The sequence below is a fragment of the Propionibacterium freudenreichii subsp. freudenreichii genome, assembly GCF_000940845.1.
Classification (GTDB): Bacteria; Actinomycetota; Actinomycetes; order Propionibacteriales; family Propionibacteriaceae; genus Propionibacterium; species Propionibacterium freudenreichii.
This window is the reverse complement of record NZ_CP010341.1, coordinates 637,236-662,518: the sequence shown is the minus strand read 5'-3', so window position 1 is coordinate 662,518 and position 25,283 is coordinate 637,236. Positions and strand designations below refer to the sequence as shown.

General features: G+C 65.6%; 32 protein-coding genes. 8 read left to right on the top strand and 24 right to left on the bottom strand.

Going from position 1 to position 25,283, the window contains the following annotated elements:
• The first annotated feature begins 167 nt into the window (after positions 1–167).
• The 7 genes from tnpC (at position 168) to RM25_RS02710 (ending at position 9,677) form a co-directional block, all read left to right on the top strand.
• Positions 168–1,547: an IS66 family transposase gene (tnpC, locus tag RM25_RS02740; protein ID WP_097784151.1), complete on the top strand. Its 1,380-nt coding sequence runs from the start codon at positions 168–170 to the stop codon at positions 1,545–1,547.
• A gap of 68 nt (positions 1,548–1,615) precedes the next feature.
• On the top strand, positions 1,616–2,599 hold the full coding sequence (locus tag RM25_RS02735) for an ABC transporter permease (protein WP_044636018.1): 984 nt from the start codon (positions 1,616–1,618) through the stop codon (positions 2,597–2,599).
• Between the two features lies 1 nt (position 2,600).
• Positions 2,601–3,587, top strand: coding sequence for an ABC transporter permease (locus RM25_RS02730; RefSeq protein WP_044636017.1), 987 nt, complete (start codon positions 2,601–2,603; stop codon positions 3,585–3,587).
• Positions 3,584–5,683, top strand: a complete 2,100-nt coding sequence (locus RM25_RS02725) for a dipeptide ABC transporter ATP-binding protein (protein ID WP_044636016.1) — start codon at positions 3,584–3,586, stop codon at positions 5,681–5,683. The genes RM25_RS02730 and RM25_RS02725 overlap by 4 nt, the downstream gene beginning before the upstream one ends.
• A 70-nt stretch (positions 5,684–5,753) precedes the next feature.
• Entirely contained in the window at positions 5,754–7,472 is a 1,719-nt protein-coding gene (locus RM25_RS02720) for an ABC transporter family substrate-binding protein (protein WP_044636633.1), read from the top strand.
• Between the two features lie 250 nt (positions 7,473–7,722).
• Positions 7,723–8,919: an LLM class flavin-dependent oxidoreductase gene (locus tag RM25_RS02715; protein ID WP_013160511.1), complete on the top strand. Its 1,197-nt coding sequence runs from the start codon at positions 7,723–7,725 to the stop codon at positions 8,917–8,919.
• A gap of 110 nt (positions 8,920–9,029) precedes the next feature.
• The gene (locus RM25_RS02710; RefSeq protein ID WP_044636015.1) at positions 9,030–9,677 is read left to right on the top strand and encodes a CE1759 family FMN reductase; all 648 of its coding nucleotides are present in this window, start codon (positions 9,030–9,032) and stop codon (positions 9,675–9,677) included.
• 356 nt (positions 9,678–10,033) lie between these two features.
• Here the strand turns inward: RM25_RS02710 and rplO are convergent, their stop codons facing one another.
• The 24 genes from rplO to RM25_RS02590 form a co-directional block, all read right to left on the bottom strand.
• The gene (gene rplO, locus RM25_RS02705; protein ID WP_013160509.1) at positions 10,034–10,477 is read right to left on the bottom strand and encodes a 50S ribosomal protein L15; all 444 of its coding nucleotides are present in this window, start codon (positions 10,475–10,477) and stop codon (positions 10,034–10,036) included.
• Between the two features lies 1 nt (position 10,478).
• A complete protein-coding gene (rpmD, locus tag RM25_RS02700; RefSeq protein ID WP_013160508.1) occupies positions 10,479–10,661 on the bottom strand; it encodes a 50S ribosomal protein L30 in 183 nt (60 codons plus the stop codon).
• Positions 10,661–11,272, bottom strand: coding sequence for a 30S ribosomal protein S5 (rpsE, locus tag RM25_RS02695; protein ID WP_036939625.1), 612 nt, complete (start codon positions 11,270–11,272; stop codon positions 10,661–10,663). The genes rpmD and rpsE overlap by 1 nt, the downstream gene beginning before the upstream one ends.
• Positions 11,273–11,294: 22 nt before the next feature.
• A complete protein-coding gene (rplR, locus tag RM25_RS02690) occupies positions 11,295–11,678 on the bottom strand; it encodes a 50S ribosomal protein L18 (protein WP_013160506.1) in 384 nt (127 codons plus the stop codon).
• Between the two features lie 2 nt (positions 11,679–11,680).
• Positions 11,681–12,223 carry a 50S ribosomal protein L6 gene (rplF, locus tag RM25_RS02685; protein WP_013160505.1) on the bottom strand — a complete coding sequence of 181 codons (543 nt, stop codon included), beginning with the start codon at positions 12,221–12,223 and terminating at the stop codon, positions 11,681–11,683.
• A gap of 30 nt (positions 12,224–12,253) precedes the next feature.
• Positions 12,254–12,661 carry a 30S ribosomal protein S8 gene (gene rpsH, locus RM25_RS02680; RefSeq protein ID WP_013160504.1) on the bottom strand — a complete coding sequence of 136 codons (408 nt, stop codon included), beginning with the start codon at positions 12,659–12,661 and terminating at the stop codon, positions 12,254–12,256.
• Between the two features lie 159 nt (positions 12,662–12,820).
• Positions 12,821–13,006, bottom strand: coding sequence for a type Z 30S ribosomal protein S14 (locus RM25_RS02675; RefSeq protein ID WP_013160503.1), 186 nt, complete (start codon positions 13,004–13,006; stop codon positions 12,821–12,823).
• Between the two features lie 8 nt (positions 13,007–13,014).
• On the bottom strand, positions 13,015–13,677 hold the full coding sequence (gene rplE / locus RM25_RS02670) for a 50S ribosomal protein L5 (RefSeq protein ID WP_013160502.1): 663 nt from the start codon (positions 13,675–13,677) through the stop codon (positions 13,015–13,017).
• Positions 13,677–14,048, bottom strand: a complete 372-nt coding sequence (gene rplX / locus RM25_RS02665; protein WP_013160501.1) for a 50S ribosomal protein L24 — start codon at positions 14,046–14,048, stop codon at positions 13,677–13,679. The genes rplE and rplX overlap by 1 nt, the downstream gene beginning before the upstream one ends.
• Position 14,049: 1 nt before the next feature.
• A complete protein-coding gene (rplN, locus tag RM25_RS02660) occupies positions 14,050–14,421 on the bottom strand; it encodes a 50S ribosomal protein L14 (protein ID WP_013160500.1) in 372 nt (123 codons plus the stop codon).
• A gap of 130 nt (positions 14,422–14,551) precedes the next feature.
• The gene (gene rpsQ / locus RM25_RS02655) at positions 14,552–14,827 is read right to left on the bottom strand and encodes a 30S ribosomal protein S17 (protein ID WP_013160499.1); all 276 of its coding nucleotides are present in this window, start codon (positions 14,825–14,827) and stop codon (positions 14,552–14,554) included.
• On the bottom strand, positions 14,824–15,072 hold the full coding sequence (gene rpmC, locus RM25_RS02650) for a 50S ribosomal protein L29 (RefSeq protein ID WP_013160498.1): 249 nt from the start codon (positions 15,070–15,072) through the stop codon (positions 14,824–14,826). The genes rpsQ and rpmC overlap by 4 nt, the downstream gene beginning before the upstream one ends.
• Position 15,073: 1 nt before the next feature.
• Positions 15,074–15,493, bottom strand: a complete 420-nt coding sequence (gene rplP / locus RM25_RS02645; protein ID WP_013160497.1) for a 50S ribosomal protein L16 — start codon at positions 15,491–15,493, stop codon at positions 15,074–15,076.
• Positions 15,494–15,498: 5 nt separating this feature from the next.
• The gene (gene rpsC / locus RM25_RS02640) at positions 15,499–16,317 is read right to left on the bottom strand and encodes a 30S ribosomal protein S3 (RefSeq protein WP_013160496.1); all 819 of its coding nucleotides are present in this window, start codon (positions 16,315–16,317) and stop codon (positions 15,499–15,501) included.
• A gap of 2 nt (positions 16,318–16,319) precedes the next feature.
• Positions 16,320–16,805 (bottom strand): 50S ribosomal protein L22, encoded by a 486-nt coding sequence (gene rplV / locus RM25_RS02635; RefSeq protein WP_013160495.1) that lies wholly within the window; start codon positions 16,803–16,805, stop codon positions 16,320–16,322.
• A gap of 25 nt (positions 16,806–16,830) precedes the next feature.
• Positions 16,831–17,112 (bottom strand): 30S ribosomal protein S19, encoded by a 282-nt coding sequence (gene rpsS / locus RM25_RS02630; RefSeq protein ID WP_013160494.1) that lies wholly within the window; start codon positions 17,110–17,112, stop codon positions 16,831–16,833.
• Between the two features lie 17 nt (positions 17,113–17,129).
• Entirely contained in the window at positions 17,130–17,966 is an 837-nt protein-coding gene (gene rplB, locus RM25_RS02625; protein WP_013160493.1) for a 50S ribosomal protein L2, read from the bottom strand.
• 38 nt (positions 17,967–18,004) lie between these two features.
• Positions 18,005–18,316, bottom strand: a complete 312-nt coding sequence (gene rplW / locus RM25_RS02620; RefSeq protein WP_013160492.1) for a 50S ribosomal protein L23 — start codon at positions 18,314–18,316, stop codon at positions 18,005–18,007.
• Positions 18,313–19,014, bottom strand: coding sequence for a 50S ribosomal protein L4 (rplD, locus tag RM25_RS02615; RefSeq protein WP_013160491.1), 702 nt, complete (start codon positions 19,012–19,014; stop codon positions 18,313–18,315). Before rplD ends, rplW begins: the two co-directional genes overlap by 4 nt.
• Positions 19,011–19,670 carry a 50S ribosomal protein L3 gene (gene rplC / locus RM25_RS02610; RefSeq protein ID WP_036939630.1) on the bottom strand — a complete coding sequence of 220 codons (660 nt, stop codon included), beginning with the start codon at positions 19,668–19,670 and terminating at the stop codon, positions 19,011–19,013. Before rplC ends, rplD begins: the two co-directional genes overlap by 4 nt.
• Before the next feature lie 11 nt (positions 19,671–19,681).
• On the bottom strand, positions 19,682–19,993 hold the full coding sequence (rpsJ, locus tag RM25_RS02605) for a 30S ribosomal protein S10 (RefSeq protein WP_013160489.1): 312 nt from the start codon (positions 19,991–19,993) through the stop codon (positions 19,682–19,684).
• 434 nt (positions 19,994–20,427) lie between these two features.
• Positions 20,428–21,300 (bottom strand): aminodeoxychorismate lyase, encoded by an 873-nt coding sequence (locus RM25_RS02600; RefSeq protein ID WP_013160488.1) that lies wholly within the window; start codon positions 21,298–21,300, stop codon positions 20,428–20,430.
• Positions 21,301–21,346: 46 nt separating this feature from the next.
• Positions 21,347–22,741, bottom strand: a complete 1,395-nt coding sequence (gene gltX / locus RM25_RS02595; RefSeq protein WP_044636014.1) for a glutamate--tRNA ligase — start codon at positions 22,739–22,741, stop codon at positions 21,347–21,349.
• Positions 22,742–22,933: 192 nt separating this feature from the next.
• Entirely contained in the window at positions 22,934–23,536 is a 603-nt protein-coding gene (locus RM25_RS02590) for a GNAT family N-acetyltransferase (RefSeq protein ID WP_158487045.1), read from the bottom strand.
• A gap of 80 nt (positions 23,537–23,616) precedes the next feature.
• Here RM25_RS02590 and RM25_RS11780 point away from each other — a divergent pair, with 80 nt between their 5' ends.
• Positions 23,617–25,095, top strand: coding sequence for a DUF2079 domain-containing protein (locus RM25_RS11780; RefSeq protein ID WP_013160484.1), 1,479 nt, complete (start codon positions 23,617–23,619; stop codon positions 25,093–25,095).
• Positions 25,096–25,283: the final 188 nt, after the last annotated feature.

Below are 25,283 nucleotides of genomic sequence, written 5' to 3'. Positions count from 1 at the left end.
ATCCGGTACAAGAGGCCACAGCGGCGTCCCAGAATGTCATGACGCCTACAAGGGGGTTGGCAGACAATGCAACCGAGTAACTGTTCAGCTGGTGGGTTCGGGGGTCTGGCGGGGTGTGCGGCGTGTCGCGTCGCTGGTCCGGGGGCTGGAGGTGGAGTATTCGGGGCATGCCGCGGTCGCGTAAACCCACCTATGACGAGCTGGTCGGGCTGGTGGCCGCCCAGGCGGCCCAGATCGCTGAGTTGGAACGCCAACTCGGGTCGACCTCGCGCAACTCGTCGAAGCCACCCTCGGCAGACGGGTTGGCCAAGCCGGCCCCGAAATCCTTGCGGCGCCCCTCAGAACGGCACCCGGGCGGCCAGCCCGGCCATCCGGGTGCGGCCCTGCGCCAGGTCGATCATCCCGATCACATCGTGACCCACGCCCCGGACCGGTGCCCGGCCTGCGGCGGGGTCCTGGACGAGTGCTGCGACGTGGGTGTGGTGGCCCGGCAGGTGGTCGACCTGCCCCAGGTGCGCGCGGTGGTGACCGAGCACCAGATCCTCACCCGCCGGTGCGCCTGCGGGCACCTGACGGCGGGGACGGCTCCGGCCGGGGTGGCCGCGCCGGTCTCCTACGGGCCGGCGGCCCGTGCGGCGATGGTCTACCTGGCCGCCGGCCAGTACATACCGATCAGGCGGGTCGCGGTGACCATGGCCGACCTGCTGGGGATGCCCGTGTCGACCGGGGCGGTGGCCGCCGCCGTCGAACAGGCGGGCGGTGAGCCCCTGGACGCCTTCACCGGCCAGGTGGCGGGCCGGATCGCCGCATCCCCTGTCGTCCACGCCGATGAGACCGGGCTGCGGGTCGCTGGGAAGCTGCACTGGGTCCACTCGGCCTCCACCGGTCAGTACTCGCATATCAGTGTGCACCGGCGGCGGGGCCGGGCGGGGATGGATGCCGCCGGCATCCTGCCCGGCTGCACCGGTGTGCTGGTCCATGACGCGTGGGCCCCCTACGACACCTACGAGCACGTGGACCACCAACTGTGCTGCGCCCACCTGATCCGCGAACTGGTCGCGGTGGCCGACCACCACGACGCCCACGACCCGCCCGGGGCGTTCTGCTGGGCCCGCCAGGTCCTCGACGCCCTCCTGCCGCTGATCCGCGATCCCCACGCCGCCGCAGGACAGGCCGACCCCGGACTGCTGGAGGCCGGGCGGCGTCTCATCGTCGACGCAGCACGACTGGGTGCGGATTCGGGAGTGCCCGGGAAGGTCGGGGCGAAGCACCGCGCCCTGGCCCGGCGGATCAGTGCCCGGATCGACGACTACCTGCGCTTCGCCACCACACCGGGCCTGGCACCCGACAACAACGCCGCTGAACGCGAGATCCGCATGGTCAAGGTGCATCAGAAGGTCTCGGGATGCCACCGCACTCTGACCGGCGCCGAGGGCTTCCTCCGGCTGCGCTCCTACCTGTCCACCGCCACCAAGCAGGCCTGCAACACCTACCAGGTCCTCGTCGACCTGTTCAACGGACAGGCCTGGACCCCAGCCACCACCTGAACAGTTACGCAACCGAAAGCGACGCTGCTGAGCAGTCACGCACTGCGCGTCGGCCGCGGGGTGCCGGCGTGATCAAGTATCTGCTGCGCCGGGTGCTGGGCTGGATCGGAATGATCTTCCTGGCCACCAACCTCACCTACTTCCTCGCCAGCCTGTTCCTTGACCCAAGGGCGAACTATCTCGAACGGAATCCCCCAATTCCCGATGACCAGATCGACCGGATGCTGCATCCCTACAACCTGGATCCCACGGTCTCGTTGATCGATCGTTGGTGGACCTGGCTGCAAGACGTGCTGCTGCACTGGAACTGGGGCATGTCACCCGACGGCCAGGCCGTCAACACCCAGGTGGCATTCCGGGTGTGGAACTCCGCCCAGCTCATGCTCGGGGCCACCATCCTGGCCTGCGCGGTGGGCATCGCGGTGGGCGTCTACACTGCCTCGCGCCAGTACAAGCTGGGTGACCGCATCTTCCAGGCGCTCTCGATCGTGGCCATGAACACCCACATCGTCGTGGCGTCCATGGTGGCCGTGATCGCCGCCATCGCCATCAACGGTGCCGCCGGCCAGCGCATCTTCTTCGTCACCGGCTCGGCAAGCATCGGGGTGCACGGCTTCTTCCCGGTGCTGCTCGACAAGGCGCAGCACCTCATCCTGCCCACCCTGTGCCTGTTGTTCATCAACTACGCCAGCTATCACTTCATGCAGCGCTCCCTGTTGCTTGACAACATCAATGCCGACTATGTGCGCACCGCCCGGGCGAAGGGCCTGACCAAGCCCCAGGCCATCCGCCGCCACGCACTGCGCACCTCGATCATTCCGGTGGCCACCCAGGTGGCGTTCGCCATTCCGGGCATCTTCACCGGCGCGGTACTCACCGAGAAGATCTTCGGCTGGCAGGGCATGGGTGACTATTTCGTCACCACCATCGCGAAGAACGACATCCATGGCGTGGTGGCGGTGGCCGCCTTTGCCGCGGCCATGACCGCCGTGGGCGCCATCCTGGCCGACATCTTCGTGGTGCTCCTGGATCCCCGAGTGAAGGTGAGCTGAGATGAGCCAGACCCCTGATCAGCTCGTTCCCGATGAGTCGGGTTATGTCGCCACCGCCGACGGCGACCAGAATCTCAACCTGCCGGCACACCGCACGCGCCGCATGCGGTTGTACGTGCGTCGCTTCTGGCGCAACAAGCCGGCCGTGGTGGGGCTGGGCGTCTTCGCCTTTCTCGTGCTGTGCTCACTGGTGGGCGGCAGGCTCACGCCCTTCCAGTACACCGACATGGACTTCGCGGCGCTGGGTGCCCAACCCGGAACCCCGGGCTCGGTGGTACGTCCCGATGGCACGCTGGTCAACGCCACCCACCTGTTCGGCACCAACTCTGGCGGCATCGACGTCTTCGCCATGTTGATGCACGGCATCGGCCGTTCCATGACCATCGCCGTCTCGGTCTCGTTGGTCACCACGCTGTTCGCCGCATTCATCAGCGCGCTGGCGGCCTACCTGGCCGGCCTCACCGAGCGCATCGTGCTGGCCGTGATCAACTTCCTGCTCATCCTGCCGAGCTTCCTGCTCATGGCGCTCATCGCCAACCACTACTCGGGCGCCTGGCAGATGCTCATAGTGGTGATGATCATCTTCGGCTGGATGTATCCGGCCCGTGTCATCTGGTCGCTGTCCACCTCGGTGCGTGAGCGCGAGTACATCTCCGCCGCGCGCTTCATGGGGGCCCGCGGGCCGTCGGTGGTGATCCGCCACATGGTGCCCAATATCGGCTCCCTGCTGGTGATCCAGTTCACGCTGGGCGTGGTGAGCACCGTGATGACCGAGACCGGCCTGTCATTCCTGGGCTTCGGAGTGAAGATCCCCGACGTCTCGCTGGGCACAATGCTGCAGAGCGGCGTCTCAGCAATTTCCAGCACGCCGTGGCTGTTCTGGTTCTCAGCCGGCACCCTTACCCTGCTCACCGTGTCGGTGGCACTCATTTCCGATGGTCTGCGCGATGCGCTCGACCCGAACTCAGCAGCCGGAGGCCGGGCATGACCGATCCGATTCTGTCCGTCAACGACCTGCATGTGTCCTTCCCCAGCGAGGCTGGGGTGGTCGATGCCGTGCGCGGCGTCTCCTTCGACCTGTACCCCGGCCGCACCCTGGGCATCGTCGGCGAATCGGGCTCCGGAAAGTCGGTCACCTCGCTGGCGATCATCGGCCTGCTCGCCGATTCCGCGAAGGTCACCGGCTCGGTCACCTTCGACGGCACCGAGCTCCTCGGCCGGTCAGACCAGCAGATGACCAGGCACCGCGGCAACGACATCGCGATGATCTTCCAGGACCCGCTGTCGAGCCTCACCCCCGTGTTCTCGGTGGGTGACCAGATCATCGAGGCGCTCAAGGCCAAGAACCCGCACATCTCCGAATCGGACGCCCGGGCGCGCGCCATCGAATTGCTCGGATTGGTGGGCATCCCCAATCCCGCCACCCGCGTGAAGTCATTCCCCCACGAGTTCAGCGGCGGCATGCGCCAACGGGTGGTCATCGCCATCGCCATGGCCAACAACCCACGGGTGATCATCGCCGATGAGCCCACCACCGCGCTTGACGTGACGATCCAGGCGCAGATCCTCGACCTGCTCAAGGTGGCCCAGCGCGAGACCCATGCCGCGGTGATCCTCATCACCCATGACATGGGCGTGATCGCCGGATCGGCCGACGAGGTGCTGGTGATGTATGCCGGCAAGCCGGTGGAGCAGGCCCCCGTCTACGAGGTCTTCTCCCACCCGCGCATGCCCTACACGCTCGGACTGCTGGGCGCGATCCCCAAGGTGCACCACAACGACAACGCTCCCCTGGTGCCGATCAAGGGCAATCCGCCCATCCTGATCAACCTGCCCGACGGCTGTCCCTTCGCCCCGCGCTGCCCCGTCGCCGTGGATCATTGCCGCACCCGGGAGCCGGGCCTTGAGGTGATCGACACGATTGACCAGACGATCTCGCACCCTGACACCGCCCCGGGCGAGGCCGAACTGCTGCACAGCTCCGCCTGTTGGCGTTCCGGCGAGATCCATGGGGGCGAGATCGATGGCAAGCCGGTATTTCCGGTGCCGCCGCGTCCCGCTAGCGACATCCGTGAGACGCCGCGCGACGAGCGTGCCACCACCATCAAGGTGGACCACCTGGTGAAGACCTTCCCACTCATCAAGGGTGCGCTGCTCAAGCGTCGCGTGGGCTCGGTCTATGCGGTCGACGACATCAGCTTCGATGTGCGGGCCGGTGAGACGCTGTCCATCGTCGGTGAGTCCGGCAGCGGAAAGTCGACCACGCTGTTGGAGATCATGGCCATGAGCCATGACACCGTGGGCGAGATCGAGCTGGACGGCAAGCGGCTCAAGACACTGTCCCGCGCCCAGCGCCGCGCCGAGCGCCGCAATATCCAGATGGTCTTCCAGGACCCCATGGGCGCCCTCGATCCCCGCTTCACCGTCTACGACATCATCGCCGAACCGCTGCACACGCTCGGCTTTCCCCGCGATGGCATCGAGGCGCGGGTCAATGAGCTGATGAACCTGGTGGGCCTTGACCCGGCACACATCGATCGCTTCCCGGGAGCCTTCTCGGGCGGTCAGCGCCAGCGCATCGGCATCGCCCGCGCCCTGGCCACGAATCCGAAGGTGCTGGCGCTGGACGAGCCGGTGTCCGCCCTGGACGTGTCGATCCAGGCCGGCGTGATCAACCTGCTCGCCGAGCTGCAGGCCAAGCTCGAGCTGAGCTATCTGCTGGTGGCCCACGACCTGTCAGTGGTGCGCCACATCTCCGACCGGGTGGCCGTGCTCTATCTGGGCGCGATCGTCGAGATCGGCGACGTGGATGCCGTCTTCGACGAGAGCCGCCACCCCTATACCCAGGCATTGCTGTCGGCGATCCCGATTCCTGATCCCACTGTGGAGCGCAGCAGATCACGCGTCGTCCTCAAGGGCGATCTGCCCTCCCCCACTGACAACGAGCCCGGCTGCCGTTTCGCAAGCCGCTGCCCGTTGTTCCAGACGCTTCCCGAGCAGGATCGGGCCCGGTGTCTCCATGAGACGCCGGCACTGCACGGGGGCGAAGGCGTCGACCATCTCGTCGCGTGCCATTTTCGCTGAAGAATGTGCTGACATAGTCAGCAGAAGACCCGCTCACCCACCCAACCAATGAAGGCAAGGAGTGAAGACCATGCGATCCACCACGACGAAGGCGTTTGCCGGTGTCGCTGTGCTGGCGCTCGCGCTTGCTGGCTGTGGCTCGAACACGAGCTCGTCCACCAAGTCGGGAAACGACAGTACAAAGTTCAGCTACTCGATCAATGAGCAGGCCGCCACGAACCTCAAGGACGGCGGCAACCTGAACCTCTCCATCGGCGAGATCACGCCGCAGCTCAACCAGTTCCAGGCGAACATGAGCACCGACACCCACACCCTGTGGAACTGGTACAACCCGGTGCTCATCAAGTTCACCCCCAGCGGCGACATGAAGCTGGACAAGAACTACCTCGAGTCGGTGAACTCCGAGCTCAAGGACGGCAAAACGGTCGTCACCTACAAGATCAACGACAAGGCCAAGTTCAACGACGGCACCGACCTCGACTGGACTGCCTTCCAGGCCACGTGGCAAGCCAACAACGGCAAGGACACCGAGTACAGCGCCAACAGCACCGATGGCTACAACCTCATCGACTCGGTGAAGGCCGGCGACAATGCCAAGACGGCCGTTGTCACTTTCACCGGGCCCTATCCCTGGTACTCCAGCCTGTTCAACAATGTGCTTCATCCCGCCGTCAACAGCGCTGACATCTTCAACAACGGCTACACCGGCGGCACGCTGGCCAGCGCCCATCCCGAGTGGGGCGCCGGCCCCTATGCGCTCACCGGCTTTGACGCCAATGCTGGCGTGGTCACCTTCGAACGCAACCCCAATTGGTGGGGCGACAAGGGGAAGCTCGACAAGATCACCTACACCGTGCGTGCTGATGTGCAGGCCCAGGTGAATGCCTACAAGAATGGCGAGGCCGACACCGTCGAAACCGCTACCTCGGAATTGCTCACCCAGGTGACCGGCGTGGCAAATACCGATATCCGGCGAGGCACGCGGGCAGCCAACTACCTGCTCACCATGAACTCGAAGTCGGACCTGCTCAGCGACACCGCAGTGCGCAAGGCGATCGCCACGGGCATCAACCGTGCCCAGCTGCAACAGGTGCTCTTCCAGGGCCTTGACTACTCAGAGACCCTCGGCGGCTCGTTCGTCCTGTATCCCTTCCAGAAGGGCTATCAGGACAATTGGACCAAGGTGGTCCCGAAGACCGATACCGCCGCCGCTACCAAGGGCCTTGAGGATGCTGGCTACGCGAAGGGCTCCGATGGTCTCTATGCCAAGGATGGCAGGCCATTGAGCCTGCGGCTGCCGCTGTTCAGCTCAAGCACCACCTCCAAGGCGATGTACCAGGCCTTCCAGACCCAGATGAAGGCCATCGGGATCGACGTGCAGATCATTCAGAAGTCCACAAAGGACTTCTCCACCACGGTGAAGAACCGGGACTTCGACCTGCTGATCTCCGGCTTCGCCTCCACCGATCCCAACGGCGTCGCCTTCTTCTGCCAGACCTATTGCTCCGACTCCACGCTCAACAAGTCGGGCACCGGCACCGCCGAGATGGACAATCTCATCAAGGGCCCCGGTGGCCTGATGTCCCTGGAAACCGCCGAGCAGCAGGAATCCAAGGCCAATGAGCTCGAGGTGCAGGCCTTGCAGACCTTCGGGATCGTGCCCATCTACAACGGCCCTGAGATTTTCGCAGTGAAGAAGGGCCTGGCCAATGTGGGCGCGGGCGTGTACTCCACGATCCGCACTCAGATCGGCGACTTCCCCGAGAACATCGGGTGGCAGAAGGACTGATCACATATTGAGGTTGAAGCCCACGTCGTCCCCATGACGGCGACGCGGAGCACCACCTGACAGCACATTGAAGGGGGTCGTGGCCATGTGGCCGCGGCCCCCTTCAACGCGTGTTCGGGAGCGTCCATCGCCACAAGCTGACCCCCTCCGATCCCCCGGCAGCTGTGAGCCCCGCGGGGCCCTCCCCCCGGGGAATAGAAGAGGCTAGACTGACGTTATTAGTTGCAATCTCAACTACTTTGGGGGCTTCATGGACACCACCGAGAACCGTGTGCCGGTACAGATCGGCATCTTCAGCGTCTCTGATCTGACGCCTGATCCGACCACTGGCATCACTCCCACCGAGCATGAGCGCCTGAAGAACTACGCGCTCATCGTGAAGAAGGCCGAGGAGATCGGCCTGGACGCCTTCGCGCTCGGCGAGCACCACAATCCCCCTTTCGTCTCGTCGTCGCCGACCACCACGCTGGGTTGGTTGGCTGCGCAGACCAGCAAGATCACGCTGTCCACCGCCACCACGCTGATCACCACCGATGACCCGGTGAAGATCGCCGAGGACTATGCGATGCTGCAACACCTGGCCGACGGTCGCGTTGACCTCATGCTGGGCCGCGGCAACACCGGCCCCGTCTACCCGTGGTTCGGCAAGGACATTCGCCAAGGCATCAACTTGGCGCTGGAGAACTACAACCTGCTCCACCGCCTGTGGCGCGAGGAAGTGGTGGACTGGCAGGGCAAGTTCCGCACGCCGCTGCAGGGCTTCACCGCGATTCCGCGCCCCCTCGACGATGTGCCGCCCTTCGTGTGGCACGGGTCGATCCGCTCCCCCGAGATCGCCGAGCAGGCGGCCTACTACGGTGATGGCTTCTTCCACAACAACATCTTCTGGACGATGAACCACACCAAGCGCATGGTCGACCTCTACCGTCGCCGCTATGAGCACTACGGGCACGGCCGCTACGACCAGGCGATCGTCGGCCTGGGTGGCCAGTTCTTCATGCGCAAGAACTCGCAGGACGCCATCAAGGAATACCGTCCCTACTTCGACAATGCGCCGGTGTACGGTCACGGGCCATCGATGGAGGAGTTCACCGAGTACACGCCGCTGACCGTCGGCTCGCCCCAGCAGGTGCTCGAGCGCACGCTGAGCTTCAAGGACGACGTCGGCCACTACCAGCGCCAGATGTTCCTCATCGATCACGCCGGCCTGCCCATCAAGACGGTGCTTGAGCAGCTCGACCTGCTCGGGGAGATCCTCCCGGAGATGCGCAAGGGCTTCCTCGAGGGACGTCCCGACGACATCCCGGATGCCCCCACGCACGCCTCGCTGGTCGCCGCCCGCGACGCCGCCGGGGTTGCCCCCGTGGAGCACGTCAAGGTCGGTGCCGATGATGTGACCGGCACCTCCGACGCCCCTGAGCCGCCGGACTCGGTGTTCGAGAAGTAAGCGTGTTGCGACGGCCGGTGCACGCCGGCCGTCGCCCGCACGTCCAGGGGTCCCCCACCGGACCCGGCAAGACCCCAGCACGACCGATATGTCACAGGAGACACGCAAGCATGAAGGTTCTCGCAATCAGCGCCGGCATGGGACAGCCCTCGGCCACCAGGATGCTGGTGGACCGCCTGGCGGCAGCCACCGTGAAGCACGCCGGCGCCGCTGGCCTTGAGCTGGACGAGCCCATCGAGGTGATCGAGCTGCGCGACATCGCCACGGAACTCATGAGCTCCGAGATCTCGCGCGTTCCCAGTCCCCGTGTGGCCGGGGCCATCGAATCAGTGGAGGCCGCTGACACGCTCATCGTGGTGAGCCCCATCTACAACACCCAGCCGGCCGCACTGCTGTCGTTGTTCTTCGAGGTGGCCGACGACGCCATCCTGCGTGGCAAGCCGGTGCTGCTGGGAGCCACCGGCGGCACCGCCCGCCACTCGCTGGCGATCGATCGCGCGCTGCTGCCGCTGTTCCACTACCTGCACGCCCTGGTGGTGCCCACGTCTATCTTCGCCGCCACCGATGACTGGGGCAGCCCCGCATCGCTGGACAAGCGCACCGAGGACGCCGCCGGCTCCTTCGTGGGCCTGCTGGCCATGCGCGCCGGCGTGCCGAACACCGACGAGCTCAGCGGCTCGGACACCGACAAGGCCTCCCATGGTGACGACGACTTCGAGCTGAAGAATGACTTCGAGACCATGCTGAAGTCCATCTGAGCCAGATAAGACTGGAGCCATGGTGTGCTCCTCGGCCCGCTTGTCCAGTGACGCTTACGGACGGCGCTGGGCCGAGGAGCACACCCATGTCAGCTGCCTTCTGATCCAGCCCGAGAGCTCTTCTCTCCCCCATCACCCGTCCGGGACAGGTCCGCGACCGACCCTGAGGCGCGTTTCCCCGTCACGGTCCCTGGCTGCACTCAGCGCCATGATCCGGGTGCGCCCACCGGGCCGGCGCAGTCCGTAAGATTTTCAGGACAAGTGGCCCGGCGGGCGCACCAGGAGCCGAGGAACCTGAAACAAGGAGGGCGCCTCCCTTACGGGAAGCGCCCTCCTTGCTTCAGGCTGGGATCAGGTCACTGGACGGTGACGCTGCCACCGGCCTTCTCGATCTTCTCCTTGGCCGACGCGCTGAACTTGTCAGCGGTGACCTCGAGCTTCACGGTGATGTCGCCATCACCGAGCACCTTGACCAGCTGGCCGTCGCGCACGGCGCCGGCCTTCACCAGGTCGTCGACGCCCACGGCGCCGCCGGCGGGGAACAGGTCGGCAATGCGCGAGATGTTCACCACCTGGTAGCTGACGCGGAACGGGTTCTGGAAGCCACGCAGCTTCGGCAGGCGCATGTGCAGCGGCATCTGGCCACCCTCGAAGTTCTCGGGCACGTTCTTGCGTGCACCCGTTCCCTTCGTGCCGCGGCCTGCGGTCTTGCCGCCCTTGCCGGCTTCACCGCGACCTACGCGGTGCTTGGTCTGCTTTGCCCCGGGAGCGGGACGCAGATGATGGACCTTGATGGCCATCTCACTTCACCTCTTCCATGGTGACCACGTGACGCGCGGCCTGGGCCATGCCCCGGAACTCCGGGCGGTCAGGCTTGGTCACGACATCGCCGATGCGCTTGAGCCCGAGGGCCTTCACCGTGCTGCGCACGTGCGGCTTCTCGGCAACGGTTGACTTGATCTGGGTGATCTTCAGCTGTGCCATCAGGCCTTCACCTCGACTTCCTGGCGGGCCCTCAGCAGCGCAGCAGGCGTCACGTCGGCAACGGACTTGCCACGACGCTTGGCGATCTGCTCCGGCTCTTCGAGCATCTTCAGCGCGGCCACCGTGGCATGCACCACGTTGATCGCGTTGGGTGAGCCGAGCGACTTGGCCAGCACGTCCTGGATGCCCGCGCACTCGAGCACTGCACGGCAGGCGCCACCGGCAATCACGCCGGTACCGGGAGAAGCCGGGCGCAGCATAACCACGCCGGCAGCCTTCTCGCCCTGCACGGGATGCGGGATCGAGCGCTGCACCATCGGCACCTTGAAGAAGTTCTTCTTGGCCTCCTCGACACCCTTGGCAATGGCCGCGGGCACCTCCTTGGCCTTTCCGTACCCGACACCCACGGTGCCTTCGCCGTCGCCCACCACGACAAGCGCGGTGAAGCTGAAGCGGCGGCCACCCTGGACCACCTTGGCCACGCGGTTGATGGTAACCACGCGCTCCAGGTACTGGTCCCGGTTCCGGTCGTTGTCACGGCCCCGACGATCGTCACGACCGCGACGATCGTTACCCTGACCGCGACCGCGGCCCTGAGCTTGAGTATTCATCGCTGGTTCTTCCTTTCCGTCGTCAGAGTCCGAGACCAGCCTTGCGGGCGCCATCGGCGACCGCGGCAACTCGTCCGTGATATTGGTTTCCGGCCCGGTCGAACACGACCTGGCTGATGCCGGCCTCCTTGGCACGCTGGCCAATGAGCTCGCCGACCTTCTCCGCCTTGGCGGTCTTGTCGCCCGACATGCCCCGCAGCTCGGTCTCCATGGTGGAAGCCGATGCCAGGGTGCGGCCGGCAACGTCGTCGATGACCTGGGCGAACATGTGGCGGGCACTGCGCGTGACCACCAGACGAGGACGCTCGGGGTAACCGAAGATGTGCTTGCGGACGCGCTTCTGGCGACGCATCTGCGAGGCCTTGCGCTGCGCAAGGTTCCTGCGGTGATTGATGTTGATCGCCATGATCAGGCGCCTGCCTTTCCAACCTTGCGGCGGACGTGCTCGCCCGCGTAACGCACGCCCTTGCCCTTGTAGGGCTCCGGCGGACGGATCTTGCGGATCTTCGCCGCAATCTCACCGACAACCTGCTTGTCAATGCCGTGGATGGTGAAGCTCGTGGGGGTCTTCACCTCAAAGGTGATGCCCTCCGGAGCGTCCACGGTCACCGGGTGCGAGAACCCGAGCGCGAACTCGAGCTGCGTCGGACCCTTCGAGATCACGCGGTAACCGACGCCGATGATCTCCAGGTCCTTCTGGTAGCCGTCGTGCACGCCGATGATCATGTTGTTGACCAGGGTGCGCGACAGGCCGTGCAGCGAGCGATGCTCGCGCTCGTCATCGGGACGGGACAGCTCAAGCTGGCCCTCATCGTTCTTCTTGATCGTGATGGGCTCCGGAATGTTCCAATCCAGGTTGCCCTTCGGGCCCTTCACAGCCACCTTCTGGCCATCGAGGTTTACCTCGACGCCGGACGGGACGGTGATGGGGAGCCTGCCAATTCGTGACATCTCACATTCTCCTTATCTGTCTCGTTCCGGTCACCAGACGTAGGCGAGCACTTCGCCGCCCACGGACTTCTCATGCGCCTGCCGGTCGGTCATCAGGCCCTGTGAGGTCGAGATGATCGCGACGCCCATGCCGCCCAGAACCTTGGGCAGCTGATTCGACTTGGCGTAGACACGCAGACCGGGCTTGCTGATGCGGCGCACGCCAGCGATTGAACGCTTGCGATCGTCGCCGTACTTGAGGGTGACGACGAGCTTCTTGCCCACCTCGTCAGCCTCCGGATCCTTCACCGCGTAGTCGGCGATGTAGCCCTCCTGCTTCAGGATCTCGGCGATTCCCGCCTTGATCTTGGAGCTGGGCATGCTCGTCTCGTCGTGGAACGCCTGATTGGCGTTGCGCAGACGGGTCAGCATGTCTGCGATCGGGTCGGTCATAGTCATGGCTTTATAGCCTCTTTCTCGCAACGGTTTCCGCTGGGCGGACCTGCTGCGTTGGATGTGTGTTCCCGCCCCCGCCGGCCTGCCAGGGCAGGCCACCAGGCGCAGTGTGGAGCGGGCCGAAGCTCACCCCGTGTTCGGGCAGTGGCGTCGAACGGTGGATCACCAGGACGACTTGGTCACGCCCGGCAGATCACCGGCGTGGGCAAGGGTGCGCAGGCAGATTCGGCACAGGCCGAACTTGCGGTACACCGAGCGCGGACGCCCGCAGCGCTGGCAGCGGGTGTATGCGCGGACGGCGAACTTGGGCTTGCGAGCCTGCTTGACCTTGAGCGCGGTCTTAGCCATGTGAGTCCTTACTTCCTATTGCCATTGCGCCGGAAGTCCCGAGCCGAGGGGACCTTCGCGTCATCAGTTGCCTTGAAGGGGAAGCCCAGGTGCTTGAGCAGCGCACGGCCTTCCTCATTGTTCCGGGCGGTCGTCACGAAGGTGATGTCCATGCCGCGGACACGATCGATCTTGTCCTGGTCGATCTCGAGGAACATGACCTGCTCGGTGAGACCGAAGGTGTAGTTGCCGTGGCCGTCGAACTGGTTGGAGTTCAGGCCGCGGAAGTCACGGATACGGGGAAGCGCGAGCGACAGCAGTCGATCGGCGAACTCCCACATGCGGTCGCCGCGAAGCGTCACATGGCAACCAATGGCCTGGCCCTCGCGCAGGTGGAACTGTGCGATGGACTTGCGGGCCTTGGTGGTCTGGGGCTTCTGGCCGGTGATGGCCGTGAGGTCCTTGACCGCGCCATCGAGGATCTTGCGATCGTTGGCGGCGTCACCCACACCCATGTTGACCACGATCTTGGTGAGACCGGGGATCAGCATCGGGTTGTCGTAGTTGAACTCGTCATGCAGGGCCTTGACGATTTCCTCGCGGTACTTCTTCTTCAGGCGCGGCATCTCGGGCGCAGTAGCCTGAGCAACCTCAGCAACAGCGAGGCCCGCGTCAGCATTCTTCCTGGCCATCAGATCTCCTTCCCGGTCTTGCGTGCGATCCGCACGCCACGGGTGCCTTCGTACTCAGAACCGTCCGCACGACGCTTGCTCACCTTCTGGCGCTGGGCGCCGATCCGGGTGAGAACGTCCTTGGAACCATCCTTGACGAGCAGCTGCACGTTCGAGACATGCAGCGGGGCCTCGACGGAGATGATCCCGCCCTTCACCTGGGCGCCGGACGCATCGGCGGAGTCACGCGTGTGACGACGCACGATGTTGGCGCCCTGCACGGTGACGCGCTCATTGGCCGGATCAACGGCGATGATCTCTCCGACCACGCCCTTGTCCTTGCCAGCGATCACCTGAACGCGATCACCCTTCTTGAGCTTCATCTTCGCCATCTCAGATCACCTCCGGAGCCAGCGAGACGATGCGCATGAAGTGCTTGTCGCGCAATTCACGGGCAACCGGGCCGAAGATACGAGTTCCTCGGGGCTCACTGGTGGTGCCGCCCAGGATGACGGCAGCGTTTTCGTCGAACTTGATGTAGGAACCGTCAACGCGACGGTGCGACTTCACAGCGCGCACGATCACGGCCTTGACGACCTCGCCCTTTTTCACACTGCCCCCGGGGATGGCGTCCTTCACGGTGCACACGATGGTGTCGCCGAGCCCGGCGTAGCGACGCTTCGAGCCACCGAGAACACGGATGCACAAGAGCTCCTTGGCACCAGTGTTGTCGGCGACCTTCAGTCGCGACTCCTGCTGGATCATTTCTTCTCCTCTGCCCAACCGGTTCCCCGAGGTCTCCCCCAGGGCCTTGCTGGACTAGTTGTTGACCCCTGGATTTTGCCAGAGGGTGATGTGGCGACGTCAACGCGGGCGACGCCATCAGGTCTTCGGGTCAGCGCGCCTTCTCGACGACGGCGGTCAGACGCCAGCGCTTCGTGGCGGACAGCGGACGCGTCTCCATGATGCGCACGCGGTCGCCCTCGCCGGCCTCGTTGTTCTCGTCGTGGGCCTTGAGCCGGATGGTCTTGGTGATCACCTTGCCGTACAGGCCGTGCTTGACACGGTCCTCAACGGCCACGACAACGGTCTTGTCCATCTTCGACGAGACCACAACGCCCTCGCGGACCTTGCGGCCGGCGCGCTCGGTGGTGCTATCAGTCTGGCTCATGCCTCGGCCTTTCCTTCACGATCCGGATCATCGACGATGCCCAGGTTGCGTTCCTGGAGCACCGTGTAGATGCGGGCGATGTCCTTGCGCACCTCGCGCAGTCGGGAGTGGTTCTCGAGCTGGCCGGTGGCGGCCTGGAAGCGCAGCGCGAACAGCTCTTCCTTCAGCTTGACCACCTGGTCGTTGAGGTCACCGCGCGACTGGGCACGCAGGTCAGCGGCCTTGAGCGATTCAGTCTTTGCCATATCAGATCTCACCTTCATCACGCGTGATGATGCGTGCCTTGAAAGGCAGCTTGTGGATGGCCAGACGCAGTGCCTCGTTGGCGACGTCCGGAGTCACGCCGGCGAGCTCGAAGAGCACGCGACCGGGCTTGACGTTGACAACCCAGAACTCCGGGGAGCCCTTGCCCGAACCCATGCGGGATTCGGCGGGGTGCTTGGTCAGCGGGCGGTCGGGGTAGACGTTGATCCACACCTTGCCGCCGCGCTTGATGTAGCGCGTCATGGCGATACGGGCAGCTTCAATCTGCCGGTTGGTCATGTACGCCGGCTCCAGGGCCTGCACGCCGAACTCACCAAAGGCCAGCTCAGTGCCGCCCTTGGCCATGCCACGACGATTCGGATGGTGCTGCTTGCGGTACTTGACTCGACGAGGAATCAGCATGTTTCTCAGGCTCCTGCGTTCTCGGTTGCGGGCGCCGCGGCGGGTGCACTGGTCGCAGCGTCACTGCGAGGTGCCTGCTCACGCGCCGCGTCGGCACGACGGCGGCCGCCACGCTCACCGCGCCCGGGGCGACGGTTCGAGCGCTGACGGCTCGGGGCCGCCTGGCGGGCAGCCTTCTGAGCGGCGCGCTCGGCACGAGTGCCGGTGACGTCGCCCTTGTAGATCCACACCTTCACGCCGATGCGGCCGAAGGTGGTGCGGGCCTCGTAGAAGCCGTAGTCGATGTCCGCACGAAGCGTGTGCAGCGGCACACGACCCTCGCGGTAGCTCTCGGAACGGCTCATCTCAGCACCGCCAAGACGACCGGAGCAGCGGATGCGGATGCCCTTGGCGCCCGAGCGCATGGCGCTCTGCTGCGCCTTGCGCATCGCGCGACGGAAGGCAACGCGTGCCCCCAGCTGCTCGGCGATGCCCTGGGCAACCAGCTGCGCATCGGTCTCGGGGTTCTTGACCTCGAGGATGTTGAGCTGGATCTGCTTGCCGCTCATCTTCTCGAGCTCGCCACGCACGCGCTCCGCCTCGGCACCGTTACGCCCGATGACGATGCCCGGACGTGCGGCATACAGGAAGATGGTGATGCGGTCGCTGCGGCGCTCGATCTCCACCGAGCTGATGCCGGCGCGCTCGAGGTTCTTGACGAGCCAGGCGCGGATCTTGTCGTCCTCGCCCACCAGTTCCGAGTACTGCTTCTCGGCGTACCAGCGTGACTTGTGATCTGTGGTGATACCCAGCCGGAAGCCGATCGGGTTGATCTTCTGTCCCACGCTCAGGCCTCCTTCGTGTCGTCAGATGTGGTGTCCGCGGCGGTTGCCTTGGACGAGTTCTTTGCACTCGACGCCTTCTTCAGCGGCGGATGCCCGGCGGTCTCTGCCGGTTCAACGACAGCGGTGATGTGGCTGGCGCGCTTGAGAATGCGGCTGGCGGAGCCCTTGGCGCGGGGCCGGATGCGACGCATGGTCACGCCCTCGTCCACGTAGATCTGGCTGATAACCAGCTGCTCGTTGTGCAGGCCCTCAGAGGTCTCGGCGTTGGCCACGGCGCTCTCGATCACCTTGCGCACCGGCTCCGCAGCAGCCTGCGGGGCGAAGCGAAGGGTGGCGATTGCCTGGGTGGCGTCCATGCCGCGCACCGTGTCGGCCACGCGACGCACCTTCTGGGCACTCATCCGAACGTGACGCGCGATGGCGTACGAGCCAGGACGATCCCCGAGCAGGGCAACGCGACGACTGGGTCGCTGTGTGGTGTTGCTCATCGAATTCATTCCTTCTCTGCCGCGCTCAGCGCCGGCGAGCCTTCTTGTCGTCCTTCACGTGACCCCGGAAGGTGCGCGTGGGCGCAAACTCTCCGAGCTTGTGGCCGATCATGCCCTCGGTAATGAATACCGGGACATGCTTGCGGCCATCGTGCACGGCGATGGTGTGCCCGAGCATGTCGGGGGTGACCATCGAACGGCGCGACCACGTCTTGATGACGGTCTTCGTGCCGTTCTCGTTCTGCACGTCGATCTTCTTCTGCAGGTGCCCGTCGACGAACGGGCCCTTCTTCAAGCTGCGAGGCATTATCTCCTGGCTCCCACTCAGCGCTTCTTGCCGGACTTGCGGCGACGGACGATCAGCTTGCTGCTGGCCTTGTTCTTGCTGCGGGTGCGGCGTTCCTTCTGGCCCCAGGGGCTCACCGGATGGCGACCACCAGAGGTCTTGCCCTCGCCACCACCGTGCGGGTGGTCAACGGGGTTCATCACAACACCACGCACGGTCGGGCGGATGCCCTTCCAACGGCTGCGTCCCGCCTTGCCCCAATGGATATTGGAGTATTCGGCGTTGCCCACCGAACCGATCGTGGCGCGGCACCGCACGTCAACCATGCGCATTTCGCCCGAAGGCATGCGCAGCGTGGCGTACTGACCCTCGCGGGCGACCAGCTGAATCGAGGCACCGGCACTGCGGCCGAGCTTGGCACCGCCACCGGGGCGCATCTCCACCGAGTGGACCTGCGTACCGATCGGCACATTGCGCAGCGGCAGGTTGTTGCCGGGCTTGATGTCAGCCCCGACACCGGCGTACACCGTGGCGCCCTGCTCCAGGCCCTGCGGCGCGATGATGTAGCGCTTCTCGCCGTCGGCATAGTGCAGCAGTGCGATCCGGGCGGTGCGGTTGGGGTCGTACTCGATGTGAGCGACCTTGGCCGGCACGCCGTCCTTGTCGTAACGCTTGAAGTCGATGATCCGGTAGGCCTGCTTGTGGCCACCGCCGATATGGCGTGTGGTGATGCGGCCCGAGTTGTTGCGTCCACCCGTCTTGGATTTCGGGGCGAGCAGCGACTTCTCCGGAGTCGACCGGGTGATTTCGTTGAAGTCAGACACACTCGACCCACGACGGGCCGGTGTTGTCGGCTTGTACTTACGAATAGCCATGAGGTCTCTTCGTTCCTTGTCTGCGCGTCAGCTCTCGGTCACTCGGCCGGAGCGTTCCCGAAAATGTCGATGTGGTCGTTCTCGGCGACAGTCACGATCGCACGCTTCGTGTCGGGGCGCCTGCCCACGCCGTAGCGCGTGCGGCGCTTCTTGCCCTTCCGATTGGCGGTGTTCACGCCAACGACCTTGACTCCGAACACGGCTTCCACGGCCTGGCGGATCTCGGTCTTGTTGGCCTTGGGGTCAACGATGAACGTGTACTTGTTCTCGTCGATGAGGCCGTAGCTCTTCTCGCTCACGACGGGCGAAATCAGCACATCGTGGGGATCGCGGATCTTGAAGTCGCTCACTTGGCCTTCTCCTCAACAGCCTCGGCCTCGCGCGACGTGGCGACGGCCTTGACGGACTTGCCCTTGGCGGGACCTGCCACATACGCCTTGATGGCCGACTCGCTGAACACGATTGCGTCAGCAAGCAGCACGTCGTAGGTGTTCAGCTGGTCCCAGCTGACGACATGGACGCCGATGAGATTGCGCATCGACAGCCAATTGTTCTCGTCGCTGCGCTCAAGCACGACGAGCACGCGACCGTAATCGCCCAGGCCCGCAATGACCTTGGCAGCGGACTTGGTGCTCGGCTTGTCGCCGCCGACGAATTCGCTCACCACATGGATGCGGCCCTCGCGTGCCCGGTCGGACAGGGCGCCGCGCAATGCGGTGGCCACCATCTTCTTGGGGGTGCGCTGGCTGTACTCACGCGGCTGCGGACCGTGCGAGATACCGCCGCCGGCCCACTGCGGGGAACGGATCGAACCCTGACGAGCCCGGCCGGTGCCCTTCTGGCGCCACGGCTTCTTGCCGCCACCGGAGACCTCAGCGCGGGTCTTGGTGGAGTGGGTTCCCTGACGGGCCGCGGCGAGCTGAGCCGTCACGACCTGATGCATCAGGGGCACATTCGCCTGCGCGTCGAAGAGCTCGCCGGGCAGCTCGACGCTGCCGGCCTTCTTGCCCTCGGCGTTCACGACGTCGATCGAGGTGGTCTCGTTCACTTGGCTTCACCCTTCTTGGCAGCGGTACGCAGCACAACGAGCGCGCCCTTGTTGCCGGGCACGGCGCCGCGAACCAGGATCAGGCCCTTGTCAGCGTCAACGCCGGCGACGGCCAGGTTCTGCACGGTCTTGCGGGCGTTGCCCATTCGACCGGCCATGCGCAGGCCCTTGAACACGTGACCCGGGGTGGCGCAGGCGCCGATGCCGCCGGGTGAACGGTGCTTGCGGTGCACGCCGTGGCTGGCGCCGAGGCCCTTGAAGCCCCAACGCTTGACGACGCCCGCAGTGCCCTTGCCCTTGGTCACGCCGGTGACGTCCACGACGTCATCGGTCCTGAAGGTGTCGGGCCCGAGCTCCTGGCCCAGGGTGTACTCGCTGGCATCCGACGTGCGGATCTCGGCGAGGTACTTGCGCGGCGTCACCTTGGCGCGGGCGAACTGCCCTGCAGCCGGCTTGGTCACGGACTTTGCGCGGATGGCCCCGTAGCCGAGCTGAACGGCCGAGTAGCCATCGGTATCCGGCGTGCGGACCTGCGTCACGACGCAGGGACCGGCCTGGATAACGGTCACCGGGACGAGGCGATTGTTCTCGTCCCACAGCTGGGTCATGCCGAGCTTGGTGCCCAGCAGCCCCTTCACTTTGTGTTCGGTAGTCATGTTCTGCGGCCTCACGGAAGCTTGATTTCGATATCAACACCAGCAGGCAGATCGAGCCGCATGAGCGAGTCGACTGTCTTGGGCGTCGGGTCGAGGATGTCGATGAGCCGCTTGTGTGTACGCATCTCGAACTGCTCGCGGCTGTCCTTGTACTTGTGGGGCGAACGAATGACGCACCACACGTTCTTCTCGGTCGGCAGCGGCACCGGACCGGCGACCTTCGCACCCGTTCGGGTAACGGTGTCGACGATCTTGCGCGCCGACGAGTCGATGACCTCGTGGTCATAGGCACGGAGCCTGATGCGGATCTTCTGTCCCGCCACGGTTGTTCCTCTTCTCGTCCCTGCTTGGCCGGATCGCCGGCCCTGCCTGGTTGTGACAAGAGAAAACCCACACCGAAAACTCTCCGTTTTCGCCGCTATTCTCCCTTGTCAATGCCATGTTGCACGGTACCCGAGGTCGGGTGTGTCGGACTCCGCTCACCGGCGCGGATGAACATCCGCGGGATTGGTGGCGGCCACGAACGAACCGACCAGGGGTCGGCCCACCTCAAGCGACCTCGCGTTCCCCGGACCGTCTTCACCACCCAATCGGAACCTTCCGGTCCCTCTTGCGCACGCAAAGCTGCCCGAGGAGCAACCTAACCAGTTTTTCACGATTGGCCGTATGACACAAATCGGGATGACGACGTCACCCCTGCCCCACGGCCGACGGATGCATGCCCCGCCCCTGCCGCGCACGGCCCGGTGCGGGCCGCTCAATCCAGGGCGTCGTCGTTATAGGGCTGCTTGGTCCACACGGCCATCCGCTGAGTCAGGTGCTCGTGCACCGACAGCGGGCGACCGTCGACTTCGATGATCGGCGTGCACCCATAGCTCACCGACACCAACCATGCCCCGTCGGCGCTGAAGATCTCCTCGGCGCCCAACAGGCCGTCGACCACCTCGAATCCCTCCGACCTCGCGCCGGCCACCGCGGCCCGCACCGTCATCGAGTCGAGGACGCCAGTGCCCTCGCGGCTGGTGGTGCCCAGCCGACCATCCTTGGCCCAGATGAGGCCCGCCCGCGGCGCCTCCAGGCAGTAGCCGTCGGTGGTGGTGAACAGCACATCGTCGAAGCCCCGGGCCGTCGCGTAGCGGAAGGCCGACATATTCGTGGCATAGGACAGTGTCTTGACCCCGCCGAGCAGCCACGGCGCATCGACGAAGGCATCGTGGGGACGTCCGATGGACAGCTGGGTGACGCGGATCTGCGCCGGATGCGCGCGCTTGCCCTTGATGTCGCTGAGCAGCACATAGGCAAGGTGCTGGGCCGGGTCATCGGTGACGACCTCACGACCCCGGCTGAGGATGAGTCGGATCACCGCGTTGTGGCCATGCCAGACGTCCAATGCATCGTCGATGGCACGACGCCAGGCGTCGCGGGAGGGGCACTCGATGCCCATGCCCTGCGCCGAGCGCTCAAGGCGGGCCAGGTGCCAGTCCAGGTGCAGGATCCGCGGCCCGGTGACCTGGCGGTAGACGACGGTGGAGTCGAAGACCCCCTCCCCCCTGGTCAGCGCGAGGTCGTCGGCCGTCGCGATCGGGGCGTTGGAATCGACGACGCCTGTGCCCAGCACGGAAATGATCATGGTCGAAGTCTGCCCCATCGGATCGTGGCCGTAGTGGTGAACCGCATTAGAGGGTCTCGCGCAGGCCGGCGATGCGGGCCAACACGGAGGCGCGGCCCAGGATCTCGCAGCTCTCGAACAGGGGCGGGCTGACCTTGCGTCCGCTGGTGGCGACGCGCAGGGGCGCGAAGGCCTGGCGGGGCTTGATGCCCATCGCGTCGACCAGTTCGTCGCGCAGGGCCTGCTGGATGGTGTCAGCGGTGAATGGCTCCACGGTGGCCAACACCTTCGCGGTGACATCGAGCACCTCGGCGGCGTTATCCTTCAGCTGGGCGCGCGCCTTGTCCTCGATGTAGACCGAGTCGTCGGCCTCCACGAGGAAGGCGATCTGGTCCCAGGCGTCCGAGAGCTTCACCAGGCGGGGCTTGATGATCGGGGTGGCCTTGCGGATCACCTCGGCCCATGAGGGATCGGGATCGTCACCCCATTGACGCGACGCGGCGATGAAATCGACCAGCCGGTCGGCGAGATCGGAATCCGACAGCTCGCGGATGTACTGCCCGTTGAGCCAATCGAGCTTCTTGGTGTCGAACACCGGTCCGACGGTGTTGACCTTGCTCCACGCGAAGTTCCCGACGAAGTCCGCGAAGCTCTCCAGCTCCTGATCGCCCTCGGCGGGCGGATAGGCCAGCAGCTGCAGGAAGTTGCGCAGTGCCTCGGGCAGGTAGCCCTGTTCCTTGAACCACATGAGCCGGGCGGCAGGGTTCTTGCGCTTGGAGATCTTCGAATGGTCGGTGTTGCGCAACAACGGCATGTGCGCGAACGCAGGGAGTTCCCAACCGAGCCACTTGTACAGCAGCAGGTGCTTGGGGGTGGAGCTGATCCATTCCTCGCCGCGCACCACGGTGTTGATCTTCATCTCATGGTCGTCGACCACGACCGCCAGGTGGTAGGTGGGGAAGCCGTCGGCCTTGAGGATCACCTGGTCGTCGGGGAAGGGGGCCTTGACCTCGCCACGAATCAGGTCATGGAACACCAACGGGGCGTCATCGGGGATGTACATGCGCACCACCGGCGTCTCGGTGAAGCCCGGGAGCTTGGCCCGCTCTTCCTTGGTCATGCCGTGGCACAGCCGGTCGTAGCGGGTGTCCTGCTTCTTCGCGGCCTTCTCCTCGCGCATTGCCGCCAGGCGCTCCTGGGAGCACCAGCAATGGTAGGCGTGGCCCGAGGCCAGCAGCTTGTCAACCGCCGGACGATAGGTGTCCAGGCGCTGCGACTGCGTGTAGGGCGCATAGGGACCGCCCTGCTCGGGCGACTCATCGGGCGTGAGGCCCAACCAGTTCAGCGAGTCGACGATCTGCTGCTCGGATCCGGGCACCAGGCGGTTGCGGTCCGTGTCCTCGATGCGCAGCACGAACTGTCCCCCGGTCCTGACCGCCCAGGCCTTGTCGAACAGCGCCATATAGGCGGTGCCGACGTGGGGATCGCCGGTGGGAGAAGGGGCAACGCGGGTGCGAGCAGGAGTCGTCATAGTGGTGCCGAGTGTACCGAGACCCAGCGGATCACCGCTGCACGGTCTATTGGGACGCAGCGGAACACCGCCGCACGGCCTGCCAGGACGCGCTGTCGGGACGCAGCCCAACAGGTCGGCCGCTCATCCCTGATGGCGCAGGCGCAGCTTCGGCCCGTCGGAGCGGACCGGGAGGAAGCCGGCCTTCGCCAGCACCCCCCGTGACGCGTGGTTGGTCGGATCGACCTCCGCCAGCACGGTGGAGGCGCCATGGGCATGCGCCCACGCAGTGAGCGCCACCAGCGCCTCGGAGGCATATCCGCGACGCCGCACGGAGTCGGCGACGCCATAGCTCACCTCTGCGGCGCCACGTTGGTCGGGTGGGGTGTGGAACCCGATATCGCCGACCACCAGCCCGTCGGCACGGCGCATCATGAGGTAGAGCCCGTAGCCGGGGACCCAGTTGTCGACCTCCAGGGCATGGCGTTGCATGCGCGCCGCAGTGTCGCTGTCGGCATGCGGGTAGCCGGCAACGCACGGCAGCGGCGAGATGCCACGGGCAAGCTCCTCGGCCTGGGCGGGATCCACGCCGTGCAACACCAGGCGCGTCGTGGGGATCTCCACCTCTGCCCGCGCAGGGATGTGCCCGGGGGTGGCGGCACGCGGACCGCGCGGTGCCGCATGCTCGCGTCCGCTGCCGGGATCCCCCGTCCGACCCCCGTCGCCTGCCCTGTCCCGATCACTCACCCTGCAATCGTGCCCGTATGCCCCGCGGCAGGCAATGGCCGTGACGAACTTCGACGCGCCCCGGCAATAGGCTGGTCGCCATGCCATCCCTGCGTCCGTCGTCCGCGTCCACAGGTCGGTTGCGGCGCATGGTGACGGCCCCGCAGCGACATCCCCAACTGTGGTTGGCGCTCATCTGCCTCATCGCACTGGCCGCCTACCTGGTGACCAGCATCGTGAAGTTCAACCGGCTGCGCGACGGCATGGACATCACCATCTTCGACCAGGCGATCCGAAGCTTCGCGCAGGGCCACGCCGGCTATACGACGCTCAAGGCGCCCGGCATGCCGATCTTCGGCGACCACTTCCATCCGATCATCCTGACGATGGTCCCCCTCTACTGGCTGTGGGACGACCCCCGCATGCTGCTGATCACCCAGGGCATCTGCATCGCCTGGGCGGGCTGGCTGCTGGGCCGGCTGGCGATCCGTCGGCTGGGGCCCGGAACCGGACTGCTCATCGCGGCCGGCTTCCTGTGCGGCATCGGCACCCAGTACGCCATCATCTTCGACTTCCACGAGCTGGTGTTGGCCACCCCGCTGATGGCGATGGCCCTGGCCAGCTTCATTGAGGCGCGGTGGACGGCCTGCTGGGTCTGGTCGGCATCACTCATGGTGGCCAAGGAGGACATGTGCTTCCTGGTGGGTGGCATCGCGCTGGCCATGTTGGTGCGTCGGCACTGGGTCCGGGGCCTGTCCCTGGGGATCTTTGCCGTGGCGTGGACCGCCATCGCGGTGTTCGTCGTGGTGCCCGCCTTCAATCCCGACCACGTCTATCCCTATCTGCACGCGGTCGGTGCGGTGGCGGTGGCGGGGGTGCAGACGAGCGCACACGGCGCCTGGTTCGGCCCCCTGAAGACGCTGGGGAGCGCCGCCATCCTGTTGTCGGGAACCGCCTTCGTGGCCCTGCGCTCGCCGCTCATCTGGGCCTTCGTGGCGCCATTCCTCACCCGTGCGGTCTCGAAGAACCCGCAGCACTGGACCACCGGCTTCCACTACAACCTGTTGCCCATGCTGGTGGCCTGCTACGCCTTCGTGGAGGCCTGGCCCCGCCTGGTGGACGCTGCGGGCCGGACGCTGCCCGGCCGACGCGGCACCCTGCGACGGTGGTGGCGCGCGGTGGCGCTCCCGATGGTGGGCATCGTCGCCCTGGCGTCGATCCCCCTCGGGCCGTTGTGGCATGAGTGGACCATCGGACGTTGTCGCGACGAGTGTCGGGTGTTCCCCGCCGCGCTGGCGCAGCTGCCGGCGGGCTCGAGGGTCGCCACCGATGTGTACCTGACCAGTCATGTGGCGGCGCATGCCGACGTGTCCCAGTGGCGCCCGCCCGACTATCTGGACGACCGTGGCCAGCCGGTGACCCCCGATTGGCTCCTGCTGGATCGCGAGACCATCAGCTACCAGAACAAGGACTCCCATTGGGTGGACCAGTTCCTGGCCGATCCCGTGGTGCGTGGCACCCGCTACGAGGTGGTCTGGCAGCGCGATCCCATGGTGATCCTGCGCCCGGCCCACAGCTGACGGGCGGCCCCGCTCCCCCGACACGTCCTCACGCCGCGCCCTCCTGTGGTGGATCCGTGCCCGGCCCCGTGCCGGGCCACGCACCGCCGCCACGACAACAAGAAGGCCAGGACACAAAGAAGGCCAGGACAAGAAGAAGGCCCGCTCCCCTGGGGGAACGGGCCTTCTTTCAGAGTGCTTGGCTAGCG